Origin of the sequence: Streptosporangium sp. NPDC051023 (genome assembly GCF_040689595.1) — a bacterium.
In the GTDB taxonomy this organism is placed as follows: Bacteria; Actinomycetota; Actinomycetes; order Streptosporangiales; family Streptosporangiaceae; genus Streptosporangium.
On record NZ_JBFBCE010000019.1, the window covers coordinates 1 to 20211 of the forward strand.

Genomic DNA, 20211 nt, shown 5'->3' on the forward strand with positions numbered 1-20211 from the left:
GCCGGCCGGTGCCTCCGACGCCCGGCCGGCCGGCGCTCCAAACGTCCCGACGGCCGGCGTTCCAGACTTCCCGATGCCGCGCGGGTGCCCCTACCATCCGCCTCCCGGCTACGCGAAGCTGCGTGAGCACGGACCGCTCGCGCGGGTGACCCTGGCGGGCGGCCGCCCCGCCTGGCTGGTCACCGGGCACGCCGAGACACGGGCGCTGCTCGCCGACTCCAGGATCTCCGCGGACGTCACCGACCCCCGGTATCCCGAGCTGGAACACATACCGCCCGACCTCAGGCTCGGCCCCGAGGTCCTGAGGGAATCCCAGTCGTTCGTCCAGATGGACTCGCCGGAGCACGGCGTCAACCGCCGGATGCTGAGCCGGGAGTTCGGCCCCGGCCGCGTCTCCGCGCTGCGGCCCGCGATCCAGCGGGCCGTCGACGGGCTCCTGGACCGGCTGCTGGCCGAGGAGCCGCCCGTCGACCTGGTCCCGGTGTTCGCCGCCGCTCTTCCCGCCGTGATGCTCACCGAGATCCTGGGCGTGCCGGAAAGGGAACGGGCGCTGTTCTCCGAGTGCCTGGGACGGGGGAACCGGGGGCTGGGGGAACTGCAACCTCACGTGGAGCGGTTGCTGCTCGGCGACGCGGAGGACGCGGGAACCGGCCTGCTCGCCGGGCTGGTCACGAGAGTGCGCGAGGGCGAGCTGACACACAGGAGGGCGCTCGCCACGGTGATGATGCTGCTGGTCGCCGGGCACGAGACCACCGAGAACATGATCTCGCTGGGGGTGCTGACGCTCCTGGAGCACCCGGAGGAGCTGCGCCGGTTACGCGACGACCCGTCCCTCATACCGGACGCGGTCGAGGAACTGCTGCGCTACCTGTCCGTCGCCGACGTCCTGTTGCGGCTGGCGAAGGCCGACATCGAGGTGGCGGGCTCGACCATCCGCTCCGGGGACGCGGTCGTCCTGTCGACCGCCGCGGCGAACCGTGACGGCGAGGCGTTTCCCGACCCGGACGTCCTCGACCTGTCCCGGCGGCCCAGAGGCCAGGTGGCCTTCGGCCACGGCCCGCACCTGTGCCTGGGGCAGCACCTCGCCCGGCTGGAACTGGAGGTGGCGTTGCTGACGCTGTTCGAGCGCGTCCCCACCCTGCGGCTCGCCGTGTCCGCTGAGCGGCTGCCCGCAAAGCCTCCGCTGAGCCTGCAGGGGGTGACCGAGCTGCCGGTCACCTGGGAGAGGCGGCCTGCGGGGAAGGCATGGGAGACGCCGAGCGGTACGGCAGGCGGGGAGGCGCCGGGCGGTCCGGGAGGCGGGCAGGGGCAGGGCGGCTCTGAGGACGAGGAGGTGACGACGTGCCCGATTCCCCACGGGTGAGGCTCTGCGTGCCGACGCTGATGACGGCGACCACCCTCGTGGTCGACCCGGTGGCGAACGAGGTGGTGGCCAGGACGGCGGTGGGCGCGACGCCCTTCGGAATCACCGCCTCGCCGGACGGTGAGGCGGTGTACGTGGCGAACTTCCACGACGGCACGCTCTCCGTCCTCGACTCCGGCACGTGGGGCGTCACCGCGACGATCCCGGTCGGCCGCGGTCCCGGGGGCGTCGCCGCGGCCCCGGACGGCAAACGCCTCTACGTCACCAACTACAACGGTGACGACGTCTCCGTGGTCGAAACGGCGAGTTTGAGGGTCGTCCGTACGATCCCGGTCGGCGCCAACCCCGGCAACCCGGCCGTCAGCCCGGACGGCCGCCGCCTCTACGTGACCAACTTCGAGGGCCACGACGTCTCCGTGGTCGACACGGCCACGGACACCGTCACCGCCGTCATCCCGACCGGCGTCAACCCGAACGGCGTCGCCGTGGCGCCGGACGGCGCGCGGGTCTACGTGACCAACTCCGCGAACTCGGGCGGGACCAGCGGCGTCAGCGTCATCGAGACGGCCACGAACACGGTCCTCGCCACCCTCCCGGCCGAGCCGGGGCCGTTCGGGGTCGTGGTCACCCCGGACGGCGGGCGCTGCTACGTCACGAGCTACTACACCGACGTCGTCGTGGTCATCGACACCGCCGACGGCGACGTCGAGGCCGCGATCGGCGTCGGGAGGAACCCGGAGAACCTGGCGATCAGCCCGGACGGCCGCCACGTCTATGTGACGAACCGTGAGAGCGATGACATCTCCGTCATCAGCACAGAGACCGACACGGTCGTCTCCACCGTCCCGCTGGGCGCCAGTCCAGGAGGGATCGCCGTGTGCGTGACCGGGCGCCACCCGTGAAGGCATGCGCCGTTCTTCGGGGACTGTCAGAAACCAGCCGCGCCGCCCGCGGGAAGTGACCAGAACGGCGGCACGAAACGGAGGATCGATGTACACGCTCGCCCCCCACATACGCCAGGTGGAAACCGACTACGGACTGGTACTCCTCGACGAGGTACGAGGCGAGTACTTCAACCTCAACCCGAGCGGGCTGACCGTGCTGAGGACGCTGCTCACCTCCGGAGACCCGGCGGAGGCCGTCGAGGCCCTGCTCAGGGAGTTCTCCGTCGACCAGGCCGTGGCAGAGGCCGACGTCACCGACGTCATGAACGACATGATCTCTGCCGGGATCCTCGTGCCGTCGCGTGGCCCCGCCTGACGGGCGGCAGGAGCCGCGAGGGGCGATCAGGAGGCTCGCCGGACAGTGTCTGCGGCATCGGCTGGCCGTTGGGCTCGTCGCCGTCTCGTCACTGCTGATCATCGCGCTGGGCGTGGTCGGCCCGCTCGTCGCCAGGGCCGTGGTCGACGACGCGGTCGCGGGGCGCGGCGCGGCGACGGGCGCCGTCCTGGGCGTGCTGCTCGGGCTGGCCACCCTGCGGTTCGCCGGTTCCTTCCTCTCCCAGTACGCCACGGAGACGCTCGCCCTTGGGGTTCAGCACGATCTGCGGCGCGCCGTGTTCGAGTCGGTGCAGCGGCTCGACGGCGTCAGGCAGGACAGCCTGCGCACCGGGCAGGTGATCTCACGCGCGATCGTCGACCTCCAGGCGGTGCAGCGCTTCCTCACCGAGACGACCGCGATCGCAGGCGCCCTGGCCATGGGGATCTTCGCGCTGGGGGCGATGGTCCTGCTCTCCGTGCCGCTCACCCTCGTCGCCGTCCTACTGTTCGCCCTGCTGGCGGCGGTGACCCTGCGCACCGGGAAAGTCCTGCTTCCCGCGACCTGGTCGGCAAGGGAGCGCGCGACCGAGGTCGTGCAGCACATCGCGGAACGGGTGGCCGGAATCCGCGTGGTCAAGGGCTTCGGGCAGGAGTCCCGCGAGGTCGGCGGGTTCCGGCTGCTCGCGCTCCGGCTGTTCGCCGAGCAGCTCCGGGTGGCCGCTCTCAGGGCGCGTTCCATCATCGCGCTGGCCGGGCTGCCCGGCCTCGGACAGGTGGCCCTTCTCGGGTTCGGGGGCTGGCTCGTCATGAACGGGACACTGAGCCTCGGCACGTTCCTGGCCTTCTCCAGCTACTTCGCCTCGCTGGCGGGCCCGGCGGCAGCGGTCGGGCAACTCGCCCTGACCGTCCAGACCGGCCGCGTCGCGGCGGACCGGATCTACGAGCTCGTCGACGCCAACCCCGTGGTCGTCGAGCCGGACGAACCCCGTGACCTGCCGGAGGGGCCGCTCGCCGTACGGCTGGAGCGGGTGTCCTTCGGCTACTCGCTCCAGGAGCCCGTGCTGCGCGACGTCACGCTGACCGTGAGCCCCGGCGAGACACTGGCGATCGTCGGCGCGACCGGTTCCGGCAAGTCGACGCTGTCGCTGCTGCTGCCTCGCTTCTACGACGCGCACGCGGGCTCGGTCCGCCTCGGGCCGCCCGGAGCGGAGACGGACGTCAGGGAACTGAGACTGCATGACCTGCGCGCGGCCGTCGGGATCGTCTTCGAGGAGTCGTTCCTGTTCTCCGACACCATCAGGGCCAACATCGCCTACGGCCTGCCGGGCGCGACGGACGCGGACGTCGAGGCCGCCGCGAGGAAGGCGGCGGTGCACGACTTCGTCGACGCGCTCCCGCTGGGCTACGACACGGTGATCGGCGACCGCGGCATCACCCTGTCCGGCGGCCAGCGGCAACGCGTCGCCCTGGCTCGCGCCCTGCTGTCCAACCCCAGGGTGCTTGTCCTGGACGACGCGACCTCCGCCCTCGACACCCGGACCGAGGCGGCCGTCCACACCGCCCTGCGGGACGTCACCGGGGAGCGCACCACCCTCCTCATCGCGCGCCGCCGCTCGACCCTCGCCCTCGCCGACCGGATCGCGGTGCTCGACCGGGGCCGCGTGGTCGACGTCGGCACCCGGCGGGAGCTCGAGGCGCGCTGCGCGCTGTTCACGTCGTTGCTGGCCGGGCCGGGGGAGTTCCTGGCCGGATCGGAGGCGCCACAGGCCGGGCGGGGGGCGTCGCCGGGAAAACCGGGAGGATCAGGGGAGTCGGGGGCACTCGGGGAATCGAGGGAATCGAGGGAGGAGACCGGGCAGCCCGGGGGGAGACCCGTGGAGGAGGCGGAGCCGTCCCGGCGGGAGGGCGTCACTGCGGGGCTCTGGCCCGTCGCCGAAGTCCCGGACACCGGCACGGAGCAGGGCGCCTCACCGTGGTCGGCCGCGCTGCCGCCCGCGGAAGCGGTGCCCAGGCTGCCGCAGGGCCTGGACGTCGCCGCCCCCGGCGGGGAGTCCGGGGTCGGCCACGTCGTCCGGCCGGTGCGCCGGTCGCTCGCCGTGGGCGCGGCTCTCATGGTCCTGGGCGGCCTGACCTCCATCGCCCTGCCGACCCTGATCCGCTACGGGGTCGACGAGGGAGTCTCGACGGGGACCCGGCAGGTGCTGTGGGCCGTGAGCGGCCTCGCGCTGCTGGCCGTACTGGTCAACGGCCTGTCGGTCGCGGCCCAGACAGTGGTCACGACGCGCGCCGGGGAAACCGTGCTCTACCTGCTGCGGTTACGGAGCTTCGCTCACCTGCAGAGGCTCGGGCTCGACTACCACGAGCGCCAGCGGGCAGGTCAGATCATGACGAGGATGACCTCGGACGTCGAGGCCCTGTCCGCGTTCGTGACGACGGGGCTGGCTACGGCGCTGGTCGAGACCCTCACACTGCTGGGCGTCACGGTGACGCTGCTGCTCGCCGACCTCTCGCTGGCGTTGGTCGCCTTCGCCGTGCTGCCGCCGCTCGCCGTCGCCGTCCTGGTCTACCGTCGCTTCTCCTCGAGCGCGTACGACGAGGCCAGGGAGCGCGACGGCGTGGTCAACGCCGAGCTGCAGGAGGGCGTCTCCGGGCTGCGGGTGGCCCAGGCGCACGGTGCAGAGGAGCGCTCGGCCCGCCGGTTCTCCCAGCGCAGCGACGCCTACCGGCGCTCCAGGCTCAGGGCGGGCAGGTATCTCGCCCTCTTCTCCCCAACCGTCGCCCTGCTCTTCGACGTCGCCTACGCCGCCGTCCTGGTTGCGGGCTCGCTCAGGGTGGCCGGAGGGGAGATGACGGTCGGGGTGCTCCTGGCCTTCCTGCTCTATCTCACCCGGCTGTTCTCCCCGATCCAGCAGCTGTCAACGGTGCTCGACTCCTACCAGCAGGCCTCGGCCGGGATGCGGCGGATCACCGAGTTGCTGCGCACCCGCCCGTCGGTGGCGAGCCCGGAACGTCCCGTCCCGGTCCCGGCCAGGCTGCGTGGCGAGATAGAGCTCTCGCACGTCACCTTCCGGTATCCGGGCTCGGGAGAGCCCGCGCTCCACGACGTCTCGCTGCGCATCGGGCCGGGGGAGACGGTCGCGGTCGTCGGGGCGACGGGAGCGGGCAAGTCGACCCTGGTCAAACTGATCGCCCGGTTCTACGATCCCGACGAGGGCCGCGTGCTGGTCGACGGCGTCGACCTCCGGCGTTACCCGCCCTCGCGATACCGGCGGCGGCTCGGCGTCGTGCCCCAGGAGCCCTGCCTGTTCACCGGAGACCTCGCGAGCAACATCGGCTACCCCAGGCCGGACGCGGGGCCCGCCGACATCGAGGAGGCCGCCCGCAGGGTCGACGCCCTGACGATGGCCGCGTCCCTGCCACTGGGCTTCAGGCAACCCGTCGGCGAGTACGGCAGGGGCCTGTCCGCAGGCCAGCAACAGCTCGTCGCGCTGGCCCGCGCGGAACTCGCCGATCCCGACCTCCTGCTGCTCGACGAGGCGACGGCCGCGCTCGACCCGGCGGCGGAGGCGGCCGTGCTCGCGGCCAGGGAGCGCCTCACCAGGCGGCGCACGACCGTCATCGTGGCGCACCGTCTCACCACCGCGGCCAGAGCCGACCGTGTCGTGGTCCTGCACGGAGGGCGCGTCGTCGAGGACGGCAGCCACGAGGATCTCCTGGCCATGGGCGGCCGTTACGCCGGCCTGTGGTCGGCGGCCTGACTCTCCCTTATTGGTTACAGATAGCAATTCACTGGCTACAGAATGGTAAGGATCTGGCCGTACCGCCGGTGATCCCGCCACCGCCTGGGAGAACATCGCCTCTGCCGTCGGAGTAGGGGGAGTTCGTGAAAAGGGTTGTCGGGGCTGTCGCGGGCGTCGCAATGCTGGCCGTCACCGTCGGCGCACCGCAGGGAGCGGCCGCACAGGGACGGGACGAGCTGGTCTGGGGGCCCTGCGACAAACCGGACAAGGGGGCGCTGGTCCAGAACGTGCTCCCCAACCCCACGGAAAAACCCGCGGAACCGGCGAGCCCCACGGTCGAGTGCGCCTCCCTGCGGGTGCCGCTCGACTACGGCGACCCGTACCAGACCATCAGCCTGGCCCTGAACCGGGTCAAGGGGAAGGCGTCACGGGACCACAACCACCTGGGCGTGCTGCTGGTCAACCCCGGAGGCCCGGGGGCTTCGGGACTCGGGCTGGCCAAGCAGGTCGCCGCGCAGCTCCCCGCCGGGCTCGCCGACCGGTTCGACGTGATCGGCTTCGACCCTCGCGGGGTCGGTGACAGTGAGCCCGCGCTCCGGTGCGTCGACCCCGGCAAGTACTACACCCCGCCCCGCCCCGACAACGTGCCGGGCGACGCCAAAGAGGAGGCCGTGCTGCTCGGCCGGGCCCGCCAGTACGCCGAGGCGTGTGAGAACCGGTGGGGCTGGATGCTGCCGCATCTGACCACGGAGAACTCCGCCAGGGACATGGACGCGATCAGGGAGGCGCTGGGCGAGCAGAAGATCAGCTACCTGGGGTACTCCTACGGCACCTACCTCGGTGCGGTCTACGCGAGCCTCTTCCCCGACCGGGTGAAGCGGCTGGTCCTGGACAGCGTGGTCGACCCCGCGGGCGTCTGGTACGGCGCGAACCTGGCCCAGGATGTCGCCTTCAACCGGCGGCACCAGGACTTCCTCCGCTGGACGGCCCGCCACAACGACGTCTACAAACTTGGCGGCACAGGCAAGGCGGTGTCCTTCGCCTGGTACGCCATGCGTGAGCGGCTTCGCACCCGGCCCGCGGGCGGGGTGATCGGCCCCAGCGAGCTGGACGACATCTACACCGTAGGCGGTTACTCCGACCTCATCTGGCCCCAGCTCGCCAGAGCCTTCTCCGCCTACGTCAAGAGGGGGGACACCGCCCCGCTGCTCGGCGCGTACCGCAGGTACGCCGAGAACGACGCGAAGGACGAGAACGGCTACGCCGTCTACCTCGGGGTGCAGTGCCGTGACGTCGCCTGGCCGCGAGAGTGGGGCAGGTGGCGGGCGGACATGTCCAGGCTGCACGCCAGGGCACCCTTCCTCACCTGGCCGAACGCCTGGTACAACGCCCCGTGCGCGTTCTGGCCGGAGAAGGGCGGCACCCCGGTGAGGCTCAGGGACAACGCGAAACTGCCGCCCATCATGCTCATCCAGTCCGAGCGTGACGCCGCGACGCCGTACCCGGGGGCGATGCGCATGCGCGGGCTGTTCGGCGGTGCCCGGCTGCTGGCCGTCACGGGCGGCAACCACGGGGTCGCGCTCGGCGGGAACCACTGCGTCGACCGCAGGCTGGCGGCCTACCTCAAGGACGGCACCGTCTTCGGTCAGCCCGTCCGCCCGGCGCAGGGGCCGGACGCCCGGTGCCAGGGAACCCCGGAGCCGTCGGTCGCCGCTCGAGTGGGAACGAGGACCGATCAGGGTAGATGACAGGCTCTGTGTTGGTTCCTGCCAAAATCGTGGGGGTCGCGTAGGCTGGGCGCGTGATGCTGCGCACAATGGCGTCGCGTGTGCTCGACGACAACGACCGTGACGAGGTGCTGGCGCTCCTGGACGCCGATCCCGTCGCCAACGTTTTCGTCGCCTCCAGGGTTCGTGCCGTCGGACTCAGCCCGGCCAGGCTCGGCGGCCAGATGTGGGGGTTCGGCTCGCGCGGCGGCCTCACCTCGCTCTGTTACGCGGGAGCCAACCTGGTCCCGGTGAACGCGTGCTCCGACGCCGTGCACGCCTTCGCCGACCGGGCCCGCAAGCAAGGCCGTCGTTGTTCCTCGATCGTCGGCCCGTCAGAGGCCGTTGAAGCGCTGTGGGAACGGCTCCAGCCCTACTGGGGCGCCGCCCGGGCCATCCGCTGGGCCCAGCCGGTGATGGAGGTGACCGAGCCCTCCCCGGTCCCGGTCGACCCCCTGGTCAGGCGGGTTCGGCCGGAGGAGTTCGAGATCCTGCTCCCGGCCTGCGTGGCGATGTTCACCGAGGAGGTCGGCGTCTCTCCCGAGGCGGGCGACGGCGGTGCCCTCTACCGTTCCCGGGTCGCCGAGCTGATCCGCATCGGCCGGTCCTACGCGCGGATCGAGAACGGCAGGGTCGTCTTCAAGGCCGAGATCGGCGCCGTGACGCCGCAGGCGTGCCAGGTCCAGGGGGTCTGGGTCCACCCCGACCTGCGCGGCAGGGGGCACGCGGTCGCGGGCATGGCCGCGGTGGTCAAGCACGCGCTCGACTGCTTCGCGCCCGTGGTCTCGCTGTACGTCAACGACTACAACGCCCCCGCCAGGGCCGCCTACCGGAAGGCGGGGTTCAAAGAGGTCGGCACCTTCATGTCGGTGCTCTTCTGAACCGCGAGCCCTGACTCCCTCTGAGTCCCGGCCCGGCGCGCGGGACCCGGACTACAGGGTGCGGACCAGGCGGGTCACCAGGTGCTCCAGCTCGGCCTCCGGGTCCGCGGTGAGCCCCGCGTGCACCGGGCCCGTCTGCACGATCGTGCTGCGCGGGGCGGTCAGCCAGCGGAACCGGCTGCCGAGCGACTCCTTCGTCAGCGGCCCCTCCTCGCCGAGGCAGGAGCGCCGATAGGCGTCGAGCGCGTGGCGTACCCCGTCGAGGTCCGCGTGCGCGTCGAGCGCGTGCAGTCGTGCCTCGTCCAGCTCGACCCTGGCGCACAGGTAGTCGCGGGGCTGGCAGTACAGCAGCACCCCGGCGTTGATCAGCTCTCCGCGCTCGACGCGAGGGACGACCCGGATCACGGCGTACTCATAGACGTCTCTCACCGGTTGTCCCTCCAGAACGCGCCGACCGAGCCGGTCTTCCTGTCCTGCCTGGGCGCGAGCGAGGGCTCGGGCAGCCACGCGCGCGGGGCCTGCGCCCTGGCCAGCAGGTGCTCGACATACGCTTGTCGTACGGCTTCGGCCCCGTCGAACCCGGGCTCGTCCTCCAGCCACTCGTCGGGGACCTCGTCGACCACGCCGTCGAGGAAGTCTCTGGTGATCTTCTCGCTCAGCTCGGCGTCCGCCTCCGCGACCCGGGTCGCGAACGGGGCCAGCACGTGGTCGCTCGCGTCGAAGGGGCGCTGCGGGTCGGCGGTCGGCCAGTTGTGGTGGAACCACAGGGCCGCGCCGTGGTCGATCAGCCAGGTCTCGCCGTGCCAGACCAGGAGGTTCGGGTTGCGCCAGCTCCGGTCCACGTTGTGGATGAGGGCGTCGAACCAGAGCAGCCGGGAGGCGAAATCGGGGTCCGGGGGCCAGGTGAGCGGCTCGAAGCCGAGCGCGGCGGGCAGGAAGTCGACCGCCAGGTTGAGACCGGCGCTGGCCTGGAGCAGGTCCTGGATCTCCTCGTCCGGCTCCCTGGCGCCGAGCTGCGGATCGACGTCGATCACCTTCAGGTCGGGGGTGCGGAAACCGAGCCTCCTGGCCAGCTCGGCGGAGATGATCTCCGCGACGAGCACCCGGCGCCCCTGCCCCGCGCCCCGGAACTTCACGACATAGGTACCGAGGTCATCCGCCTCGACCACGCCGGGAAGTGAGCCGCCCTCCCGCAGGGGGGTCACGTAGCGGGTGGCCGTGATCTGTTCTAGCACCTCGTCAGGTTACTGCGTTTCTTTGCGACGCCTGGCGGCGTCGCGGGGCTTGGGCGCCCCCGGTGCCGGTGTCTTCCCTCGTCGCTCATCCGCTCCGCTCCTTCGCTCCTCAGTCCAGACACGGCGCGCCCAGCCAAAAACCAGTCCCAGCCGGTGTGGTTGGGGCGGGTCTTGCTCCGGATAACGATGTGTTCAAGCCGGTTCACCCGTTTTGGGGGTTCGTCCGTGCCTGATCGGTCCTCTTGACGAACGGTGGCGGACGGCGGGGAGTGGGCATGGGGCGGGGTGACTGTCACAGGGAAGGTGGGGTGTGAGAGTCACAAGGACGTCACGGTGATGGCTTGGGGCGGTTCATCGCCCTCGCGCGACGGCATATCTCCTCTCGATCGGGAAGCGCGGTGAAAGGGGGGCTCGCGTGCCGTATGCGCAGCCGCTCAAGGCGGGGGACCCGGAAACGCTCGGCGGATACGACCTGCTCGGCCGCCTGGGCGAGGGCGGCCAGGGCGTGGTCTACCTCGGAACGCGCCCCGCGACCGGTTCCGAGCCGTACGCGCTCAAGCTGCTGCGCACACCGCCCGCGGAGGACCCGGCGCTCTTCCTGCGCGAGGTCGAGCTGGCCAAGCAGGTCGCCAGGTTCTGCCTGGCCCAGGTGATCGACGCCGGGCTGGACGGCGACCGGCCCTACATCGTCAGCGAGTACGTCGAGGGCCCGTCGCTCCAGAGTGAGGTCACGGTCGGCGGCCCGCGCAGGGGAGGCGCGCTTGAGCGCCTGGCCATCGGTACGGCCACCGCCCTCGCCGCCATCCACAGGGCGGGGATCGTGCATCGCGACTTCAAACCGCAGAACGTGCTGCTCGGTCCCGACGGGCCGAGGGTCATCGACTTCGGGCTGGCCAGGGCACTGGACCCGGGCGCGACGCAGAGTGGGCGCGGTGCGGGCACCCCCGCCTACATGGCGCCCGAGCAGGTCGAGGGGACGGAGATCGACCCGGCGGCCGACGTCTTCTCCTGGGGCGCCACGATGTGCTTCGCCGCCAACGCCCAGGCCCCTTTCGGCCAAGACTCGGTCGCGGCCGTGCTGCACCGGATCCTCACCGCGCCCCCGCGTCTCGGCAGCCTCGGCGGACGGCTCGGGGCGCTGGTCGGGGCCTGCCTGGAGAAGGACGCACGCAACCGCCCGACCAGCAGGGAGCTGCTGCTCGCCCTGCTCGAGGGGGAGGACGGAGAAGGAGCCCCCATCGGCCACGACGGCCGCGATGGGCGGACAGCGGTGTTCCAGCCCGCTTCCGCGGCGCTCGTGCGGGAGTCGTCCGTTCGGGAGGCTTCTGTGCGGGAGTCGTCTGTTCGGGAGGCTTCTGTGCGGGAGTCGTCTGTTCGGGGGGTCTCCATGCGGGAGGCCTCTGTGTGGGAGTCGTCCAGCCCGGAGGCTTCCGAGGAGCCTTCCGAGCCGCGCTTCCGCAGGGGTGGGACGGTCGCCAGAGTCTCGGTCGCGGTCTCTGGCGCGCTGCTGGTGAGCACGGCCGTACTGGTGGGCACGCTGACCCCCGCGTTGAGCGGGGGCGACAGGGATGGGAAGAGCAGACGGATCGGGCCGGCGGCGGATCTCGGTGTTCGGGAGGGGCCGACGCCGGGGCCCGGCGGAGCGCCCCGCACGACCCACCCCGCGCCAGGCCCCGGCGTCGGTACGACGGTGCCCGCGCCCCCACCGTCGCGGTCCGGCTCGAAGATCCGGGTGCCGGTGCTCGCGGGGCTGAACCGTTCGCAGGCGTTGCGTCTGATCAGGAGAGCCGGGCTGAGCGCGGGGGAGTTCACCTCCGCGGACTCGGATCAGCTGGTCGGGCGGGTGCTCAGGAGCTGGCCGCAGGCGCTGACCAGGGTGAAGCGGGGAACCAGGATCGACCTGGAGGTCTCGGCCGGCGTACGGGTGCCCGCCCTGGCGGGGCTGCGCAGGGCGTCCGCGGAGAGGATGCTCGCTCAGGCGAAGCTGATCGCCGGGAAGATCGTCACGCGCTGCTCCGGCCAGCAGGGCGGCCAGGTGCTCACCAGTGCCCCGGCTCCCGGCACGCATGTCTCCCCCGGTAGTGAGGTGACACTGGTCGTGTCCAGGCCGGGCGCGGAGGTGCCCTCGCTCGTCGGCAGGAACCGGCGGGACGCGAGGGACGCGCTGGCGGCGGCGGGCCTCGCCGTAGCGGAACGTTCCCGGTCCGTCGACGACCCGTCGCAGGCGGGGACGGTGCTGGCGCAGAGCGTCGCGCCCGGCGGGTGTGTCGGGCCGGACACCACGGTGGTGATCACGGTCGGTTCCGAGGAGCAGGGTGAGCCGGAGCCCGCAAGGCCGACCGTGCCGCCGGACGCGCCGGATCCCGATGGGACGGATTCGCAGGACGGTCCAGCCCAGATCGACGGGGTGAGCGCCGTACGGTGGCCGGACTGACAGGCGGGACCGTCCTTTGGCCAGGGTGACCGTCTTAGGCTAGGTAGATCGCCCGAAGGTCGATGATCAACTCCGGTGCGATTGATCGAAATTGCTCCTGAGCGCGGGGCACATATATGGACCTCCGAGGAATGTCCATGATCTTCGCGACTTTCCGGCGGATGTGATCTATGTCAGGCCCGCGTTTCATCGCCGCGCTCCTCGGTGGACTCCATGAAACGCGTATATGTTCTGCGGTTGAAAGCGCTGGTTCGGAACTCGGAGATCGACCCTGATCAGCAGGTTTCCGGCTCCGGTTTCTCCCAGTCGCTTCCAAGTCCTCCCCAAGTCGGCCCCGTCATGCTCTCGCCCTGGGAAGCGAGTTTTGGGGAGAGTACGAAAATGTGGGGAAGACTCAGCGCCGTCGCCGGGCTTGTCCTGGCCGGGGTGTTGGCCCTGCCGGGCGTCGCCATGGCGAAGCCGAAGGACCTGGATGTTCCTGTGGGAACGTGGCTGGCGGCCAGGACGCACCCGGCCGTGCAACTGACCTCGGTGTCCTACACCGCGGACGTCGCAGTGCCGACTCCGGTGGCGAACCTGGACGCGATCAGGACGCTGACCCAGCGAGGGGTCGACGCCGTCCAGTCGGGCAAGATCTCGTCGGACGAGAACAGCATCTACCGGTGGGTCGTCCAGCAGATGGCCAAGGAGCCGGGACGCTACTTCTCGCCGGGCTCGCCGGAGCGGGTCGTCGAGGCTACGGCGGGCGGCCTGTGCACGGGCTGGTGGGTGACGCCGGACGGCTACATGGTGACCGCGGCTCACTGCGTCGGCCAGGAGGAGACCGAGCTGGCGCAGACGTTCGCGGCGCAGGCGCTCACCGAGGTCAACAAGAAGGACGCCGCCGACCTGATCGCCGACCTCGGCGACGTCGCCTCGGACGAGGAGATCGTCAGGACGGCCTCCAAGATCTTCCAAACCTGGAACGCGGACAACATCAAGATCCGCAACGTCAAGAGCTCCCTCTCGCTGCTGCAGAGCCTGCCGGGCGGCGGCGTCGACAAGACCGCGAAGACGGTGCCCATCGAGCTGGTCGCGAAGGGTACGGTCTACCCCGGCAAGGACGTCGCGATCCTCAAGGCCAACGGGCAGAACAACCTGCCGACCGTGCCACTCGGCCAGGACTCGGACGTGCGGGTCGGTGACACGCTCTACATCAGCGGGTTCCCCGGCACGGTGACGCAGACGTCGATCTTCAACATCGAGTCCAAACTCGACCCGGCCTTCACCGAGGGCCCGTACAACGCCGGCCGCCAGACCCCGGAGGGCGTGCCGTACATCCAGACCCAGGCTCCCTCCTACCCCGGCAACTCCGGTGGCCCGGTGTTCAGCAAGGACGGCAACGTCATCGGCATCCTGGTCGGAGGGCTGATCCAGCAGGACGGCGGCTCGACCGAGGGGGAGAGCTTCGTGCTGCCGGTCAGCATCGTCAGGGAGAAGCTCAACGAGAAGAACGTCAAGCCCGCCGAGTCGGTGACGACGAAGACCTACAACGAGGCGCTCGACCTGTTCTTCGCCAACCACTACTCCGAGGCGCTGCCCAAGTTCCGCGAGGTGCAGGCGCTGCAGCCGAACCACCCCTACGTCGCCAGATACATCACCGACTCCCAGCAGGCCATCACCGCGGGCAAGGACGAGAGCTCCTCCTCGGTCCTGCCGTGGGTGCTGTGGGGCGGCGGCGGGCTGGTCGCCCTGTTCGTGCTCGGCACGCTGGTCGCCGTCGTCAGGGGCAAGAGCCGGTCGAAGGTCCAGCCCTCCTCGTTCCCGCCCGCGCCGTACGGCGCCCAGCCCGGCTACCTGCCGCAGGGACACGGCGGGCAGTACGGCCAGCCCGCGGCGCACCCCGGCCAGCCTTACGGCGTGCCACAGCAGCCCTACCAGCAGCGGCCGCCGTACCCGCTCCCCGCCGCGCCCGAGGACACCCGGGCGGTACGCCCTCAGTCGCCGCAGTACGGCGCCCCGCGGCAGGCTCAGGGGCCGGGGGCGAACACCCGGATCGCCGGGCTCGAGGCGGAACTTGAGGAACTGCGCCGCACCATGGGGCAGCGCCCGCCCGAGCAGCGCTGATCAGGCGGGCACCGTCGCCCTGCGGCGTCCCTGGTAGCCGCGGTGGACCAGGAGGTCACCGGGTTCGGCGGGCAGGGGCGCCGCGAGGGCGGGAACGGCCGTGTCCGGGACGGCGGGCGCGGTGCGGGCCGGGTACGGGGCGCGCGTGGTCCGCATGGTCGTGCTGACCACCGGCTCGGCCCTGCGGTGCCGTCTGCCGCGCAGCGGAGCGTCCTGGACGAAGGTGGACGACTCGACCACCGGGCGCTCGCGGAGGCGGCGCCTGCCCTGGTAGGGCAGGCGGGGACCGTCGTGGCGGCGGTCGGCCGCTCCGGTCTCCACGGCACGGGTCACGCTGGTCGGGGAGGCCGCCCTCTCGACGCGGGTGAGGCTGGTTCTCGCGACGGGGGCGAGGTCCCCGAGACGCCTCTCCCGGACGCCCGAGGTTCCGGCTGGGCGGAGGCCGGACTCCTCGACGTGCGAGAGCGAGGTCGTGACCGAGGGGAACTCGGCGGTCGTGGCCGGCCGGAGCGTGGTGTCCGCGACGACCGGCAGGACGGTCTCACACCGCTCGGCGAGGACGGGCGCGTTCCCGGTGATCCTGCGGCGTCCGGGGGCGCGGCGGCGGCCGGGAGCCCGGCGGGAGGGACGGGCGGGTGCCGCGGCCGCGGAGGCGAACGCGGGCCGCGCCTTCGACTGCCTGGTCCTGGCGTGGGCGATGATGGCGACCGCGGCCAGCAGGACCGGCGCGAGGATCGCGGGGCTGCCGAGCTGTGAGGAGTCCGGCGAGAGGCCGCTGCTCGTCGCGGCGGGGGCGGCGGCGACCGCGTTGGTGTCCGCGGTCGCGGGCTTGGCGTGCTTGCCGGTACGGCCCGCGGAGGTCTGCGGGGCCGGGGTCTCCACGGCCCGCGCGCCACCCTGGGCGGCCGTCTGGGTGGCCTTCCCCTCGCTTCCGGACGGCCTGTTCCCCGCGGAGGGACTCGAGGAGGACTCGGCCTCCGGCTTGGCGTGCCTGCCGATCTTGGCGTGGGCCGGCCTGGCGGGCGTCACGGTCTCCCGCACCGGGGCGGGCGGGACCATCGACAGCAGGCCGGGGCTCTGGGAGAGGGCCACGGAGTTGGCGGGGCGCGCGTCGCCGGAGATGATCTCCTGCTGCTGGGCCGCCTCCTTCTCGAGACGGGCCTTGATCTTTTCCGGGTACCCGTATCCCACGACCTTGTCGGTTTCGCGCAGCTTGCGCTTGGCGACCCCGCCGTCGATGTTGCCCTCGATGGTGTGGATCTTCCGGCCCTCGACCCCGGTGACGATCCCGACGTGGTCGATGCCGTCGATTTTCTTCGAGCCGCTCCAGTCGAAGAACACGATGGCACCCGGCTTGGGGACGGTGCCCCAGGCGTCCTGCTGCCGGAACCACTCGGCGTGGTGGACGGTGTAGGCGAACTGGCCGATCCAGTCCTCGTAGCCCAGCTTCTTCGCCGCCCACGACAGGTACATGTCGCACCAGGGGGCCGCGCTGTAGTCGGCGTCGAACTCGACGTTGTTGCCGTACCAGTGACCGAACTTGGTGTAGCCGCCCCCTCTCTCGGAGTATCCGAGCTGGCTCTCCAGCAGTTCGATGAACTTGTGCATCTCAGGTGTCATCGGGAAGTTTCCGGTCACCCTCCGACGGCCGTCGAATCATGGTCGCGCCGCCCTCGCGACCTGGCCGTCGGAAGATGGGGGTTGAGCGATGGCGCGTTCACGGGGACCGATCAGAGTGACGATCGGGACACGTGTGGCGGCACCATTGGTCAGTTGTCTTCCGTGACGAGGGAGGTTACCTCCCCTAAAGGGAAGGTCAAGACGGGCCGGGACGTGCGTCGGGGAGATCCGGGGCACACCGGGCGGCGAAAGCCGACGTCAGAGGCGTTTTCATGATTTTTCCACTCTAAACGCCTCAACGAAAAAGATCCGCCGAATGTCGGATCTGGTGCCCCGAGGCCGGATGAGAGCCCTCCGTCGGCTCGGCGGCGCGGGGGCACGGGCTGGCCACGCTGGTCGGGTTCGTCGCGGAGGGCAGGCTCTCTCCGGAGATCGGCCTGCGCGACACCTGGGACCGCGTCACAGAGGCGGCCGAGGCCCTGCTCGGGCGCCGGGTGTCCGGCAAGGCCGTACTGGACGTCGAGCCACGCCCCGAAGGCTGATCCGGCCGCGGACCCGCCGGACCAGCCGTAGGTCGCCCTATCCCTCCCCCTGGGAGGAGGAGGGGTCCTCCTCCGTCGGCTCCTCGGAATCCGAGGGGCTCGGTTCGGGGTCGTGCCCGCAGGAGGGAAGGGTGATCCGCGCCTCGCTGGACCGCCTCTCGCCCTGGGGCACCGTGGTGATCACCACGGTCCGCGTGGCGTACCGGCCGCACTCGGGTAGCTGGGCGAACACGCCGGCGACCTCGCGCGAGTAGTCGGTGTGGCCTGACAGCTCCAGCGTCTGGCTGGTCGTGGTCGGTCCGCCCTCGTCGCCGACGACTTTCTGGGAGAACGACAGCTTCACGGTCACCGGCGAGGTGTCCGAGGTCCTGACCCGGAAGCCGACCGTGGTGCCGTTGAAGGAAGTGATCGTGACGGCGGGCGGCGCGCACTCCTCGCCCTCGACCACCCTCTCCGCGTACTGGGCGCCGTTGGCGGAGGGGCGGTCGGTGGTGACCGTGATCCCGAGCACAGCCCGCTTGCCGCAGGGGATCTCCGCCGCGGGCCCGGAGAGATCCACGGTGTAGCCGGTTTCGCCGGACAGGGTCCTGGTGACGGTGCTCAGCGTCCTGGCGGCCCCCTCACCGTCCTTACGGGTGAAGGCGGCGGTGAGCCGTACCTTGCCGGGACCTCCCGCGCGGACCTTGACGGTCGCCGCGCTGCCGTCCCAGGAGGCGATGTCCACGCTCTGCACCGCGGGAGCCGGGCACGGCCCGCCCTTGACCTCCGTCGTACGGCTCACCTCTCCTCCGGAGAACCGGGGCGACGTGGAGACCGTGACCCGGCGGTAGAGGGTCTGCTCGCAGGCGGGGGCGGTGAAGGCGTACAGGACCGGCTGCGAGTAGGCGTCGGCTCCGGTGAGTGTGAAGCTGCGCGCGGGCACCTCTGTCAGATGGTCGCGGTCGCGCCCTTCGGCGAACCTGACGGTCAGCACGACGTCCGCCGGGGTCGACGCGCGCAGGGTGACCGTCGCCCCGCCCGCGTCCATCCGGGTGATCGCGAGATCGCTGACCGCGTGCCTGGGTACCGGGGGCGATGTCGGGGTCACGGTTGGCGTCACGGTCGGAGTCGGCGTCGGAGTTCTGGTCGGCGTCCGGGTCGGCCGCGGGGTCGCGGAGGGCGAGACCGGCGGCTTCGAGCTGGTCTCCGGGGTTGGGTGGGACGAGGGAGAGGAGTGGTTCGGGCGGCTCGGATTGGTGGTCCCCGACGAGGACGAGGTCCGCTGCGTGCCGCTCCGTGACGGTCCCGGAGGGGTGACGGGCTCGGGCGGGGGAGAACCCCCCTCCGTGCCGTTCGGCGGGGTCTCCTCGGCGGAGGATGGTCTCGGCGACGGAGTGAAGATCGTGTCTGCCGAGAGCCTGTCGGGCGACTGACTCGAGGCGACCAGGCCGACGGTGACCGCGACCGTGATCACGGCGACTCCGGCCAGGAGCCGGGGACCGAGGCGCGGGCGCCGTATCCCGCCGACGCGGCCGACCACGCTCCGTGCCAGTGAGGTGCTCACCCTCGGAGCCGGTCTGGCCAGCGGGAACGTCAGCGCCAGTAGCGTGGCCAGCTCTGCGAGGTGCCGCCGCCCCCGTTGCTCCCACTCGGGCCCGTACGCGGAGACGGCGGCCGTCTCCAGCTCCAGGAGGAACGCCTCAGCCGTCGCGGGCCGGTCCACCGGGTTCTTCGCCATGCCGCGCGCGACCAGTCCCCGCACCGAGCTCGGCACCGCGTCCAGCGGGATCGGCGCGCTCTGGTGCTGGTGCATCAGCGCCGCCTGGTGGTCGGCCCGGTACGGCCTGCGCCCGGTGAGGCACTCGAAGAACACACATGTGGCCGCGTAGACGTCGCTCGCCGTGGTCGCCGGATACCCGGCCCACTGCTCGGGGGCCATGTAGGGAGGGGTGCCTTCCGGGGCTCCCGCCTCCCCGGTGCGGGTGGCGATGCCGAAGTCGGTCAGCTTGCTGCTGCCGTCGGCCTGGATCAGCACGTTCTCCGGCTTGTAGTCGCGGTGCACGATCCCGGCGGAGTGCGCGAACGCCAGGCCCAGCAGCGAGCCCTTGAGCACGACGAGCGCGGCCTCGGGGCTCGTGGTGCCGTGGTCGGCCAGAATCCTCCTGAGCGCGACCCCGTCGACCAGCTCCATGACGATCGCGGCGTCCAGCACGTCCTCGTAGTACTCGTAGAACTGGACCACGTTCGGATCGTGCAACTCCACCATGACGCGCGCCTCCTCACGGAAGCGCACCAGAAACCTGTGGTCCTGCCTCAGGGCCGTGTTCAGATACTTGATCGCCACATAGGCACCGGTCGCGGCGTAGGTGGCCAGCACCACCCGGCCGCCGCCTCCCGCGCCGAGTTCTCGAACCTCGTGGTATCCCGGAACCATTGAGTCCCCTCCGAGCGCCGTCGCTTGTTCGACGGTCTCACCCCCACCGCCGGTTGTCACGATTCAGGAATTTCATGGGAAAGGCCGCTTCCACATTGTCGGTGAAGTTTCCGGTGAACACCTCGCGCGCCCGCGAGAACCGGGGATCGCACCATCCGTGTACCGCCGTCATCGTCCACCCCTGTGAGAAGCTCGCCCTCAGCGCCTCTTCCAGCCGTCCTGGTGGATGAGGTCGGACAGGGGGACACGTTTGCGCCACCCCTTGCGTTCGAGGTCGGGAACGGTCTCGCGATGGGTCACGGGTCCCACACAGAGCCAGGCGACGGGACGGATACCGTCGGGGATGCCGAGCAGGTCGGTGACGAAGTCCTCACGGTAGAAGGAGACCCAGCCGACCCCCAGGCCCTCCGCGGTGGCCGCCAGCCAGAGATTCTGGATCGCCAGGCAGACCGAGTAGAGCCCGGCGTCCGCGATCGAGTGCCGCCCGAGAACGGCGGGTGCCCCGCGCTGCGGGTCATAGGTGACGACGATGGAGAGCGTCGACTCGCGGGCCCCGTCGACCTTGATCGTGGCGAACATGTCGGCCCGCTCCGCCTCAAGGGAGACCGCGAAGACGGCGCGCTCCTCCTGGACGTGGTCGGCGAACGCGTCGCGGAGATCCCGGTCGCGTATCACGATGAAGTCCCATGGCTGCGAGAGGCCGACACTGGGCGCGGCGTGCGCGGCCTCCAGGATCCGCAGCAGGACCTGGTCGGGTACGGCCTCCCCGGTGAACTCTCCGCGCACGTCCCGCCGGTCGAAAATCACGTCGTAGAACTCAGTCATGATCTATAGCATCTCGCGAGCTGCGTC

The 20211-nt window shown here is 71.2% G+C and carries 13 protein-coding genes; 8 read left to right on the forward strand and 5 right to left on the reverse strand.

What is annotated here, in order from left to right:
• The 6 genes from AB0395_RS14850 to AB0395_RS14875 form a co-directional block, all read left to right on the forward strand.
• Window positions 1-1363, forward strand: a 1363-nt coding sequence (locus AB0395_RS14850) for a cytochrome P450 (RefSeq protein ID WP_366280806.1), incomplete at its 5' end; no start/stop codon positions are given.
• Window positions 1342-2265 carry a beta-propeller fold lactonase family protein gene (locus AB0395_RS14855; protein WP_366280808.1) on the forward strand — a complete coding sequence of 308 codons (924 nt, stop codon included), beginning with the start codon at window positions 1342-1344 and terminating at the stop codon, window positions 2263-2265. The genes AB0395_RS14850 and AB0395_RS14855, both read left to right, overlap by 22 nt.
• 88 nt (window positions 2266-2353) lie before the next feature.
• Entirely contained in the window at window positions 2354-2623 is a 270-nt protein-coding gene (locus AB0395_RS14860; RefSeq protein ID WP_366280809.1) for a lasso peptide biosynthesis PqqD family chaperone, read from the forward strand.
• A complete protein-coding gene (locus AB0395_RS14865; RefSeq protein WP_366280811.1) occupies window positions 2610-6380 on the forward strand; it encodes an ABC transporter ATP-binding protein in 3771 nt (1256 codons plus the stop codon). Before AB0395_RS14860 ends, AB0395_RS14865 begins: the two co-directional genes overlap by 14 nt.
• Window positions 6381-6505: 125 nt before the next feature.
• Window positions 6506-8110 (forward strand): alpha/beta hydrolase, encoded by a 1605-nt coding sequence (locus tag AB0395_RS14870; RefSeq protein ID WP_366280813.1) that lies wholly within the window; start codon window positions 6506-6508, stop codon window positions 8108-8110.
• A 56-nt stretch (window positions 8111-8166) separates the two neighbouring features.
• Entirely contained in the window at window positions 8167-9009 is an 843-nt protein-coding gene (locus tag AB0395_RS14875; RefSeq protein ID WP_366280981.1) for a GNAT family N-acetyltransferase, read from the forward strand.
• 51 nt (window positions 9010-9060) lie between these two features.
• Here the strand turns inward: AB0395_RS14875 and AB0395_RS14880 are convergent, their stop codons facing one another.
• Together AB0395_RS14880 and AB0395_RS14885 are read right to left on the reverse strand one after the other, a co-directional pair.
• Window positions 9061-9438, reverse strand: a complete 378-nt coding sequence (locus tag AB0395_RS14880; RefSeq protein WP_366280815.1) for a DUF3037 domain-containing protein — start codon at window positions 9436-9438, stop codon at window positions 9061-9063.
• Window positions 9435-10244, reverse strand: a complete 810-nt coding sequence (locus tag AB0395_RS14885) for a HipA family kinase (RefSeq protein WP_366280816.1) — start codon at window positions 10242-10244, stop codon at window positions 9435-9437. Before AB0395_RS14885 ends, AB0395_RS14880 begins: the two co-directional genes overlap by 4 nt.
• 415 nt (window positions 10245-10659) lie before the next feature.
• Here AB0395_RS14885 and AB0395_RS14890 point away from each other — a divergent pair, with 415 nt between their 5' ends.
• Complete coding sequence (locus AB0395_RS14890; protein WP_366280818.1) at window positions 10660-12678, forward strand: PASTA domain-containing protein; 2019 nt, start codon at window positions 10660-10662, stop codon at window positions 12676-12678.
• Window positions 12679-13059: 381 nt separating this feature from the next.
• Window positions 13060-14784 carry a serine protease gene (locus tag AB0395_RS14895; protein WP_366280819.1) on the forward strand — a complete coding sequence of 575 codons (1725 nt, stop codon included), beginning with the start codon at window positions 13060-13062 and terminating at the stop codon, window positions 14782-14784.
• On the opposite strand, the gene AB0395_RS14900 is transcribed toward AB0395_RS14895, so the two are convergent.
• The 3 genes from AB0395_RS14900 to bluB form a co-directional block, all read right to left on the reverse strand.
• Entirely contained in the window at window positions 14785-16392 is a 1608-nt protein-coding gene (locus AB0395_RS14900; RefSeq protein ID WP_366280821.1) for a CHAP domain-containing protein, read from the reverse strand.
• 591 nt (window positions 16393-16983) lie between these two features.
• Window positions 16984-19359 carry a protein kinase gene (locus AB0395_RS14905; protein WP_366280822.1) on the reverse strand — a complete coding sequence of 792 codons (2376 nt, stop codon included), beginning with the start codon at window positions 19357-19359 and terminating at the stop codon, window positions 16984-16986.
• Between the two features lie 198 nt (window positions 19360-19557).
• Window positions 19558-20184 carry a 5,6-dimethylbenzimidazole synthase gene (gene bluB, locus AB0395_RS14910; protein ID WP_366280823.1) on the reverse strand — a complete coding sequence of 209 codons (627 nt, stop codon included), beginning with the start codon at window positions 20182-20184 and terminating at the stop codon, window positions 19558-19560.
• Window positions 20185-20211: the final 27 nt, after the last annotated feature.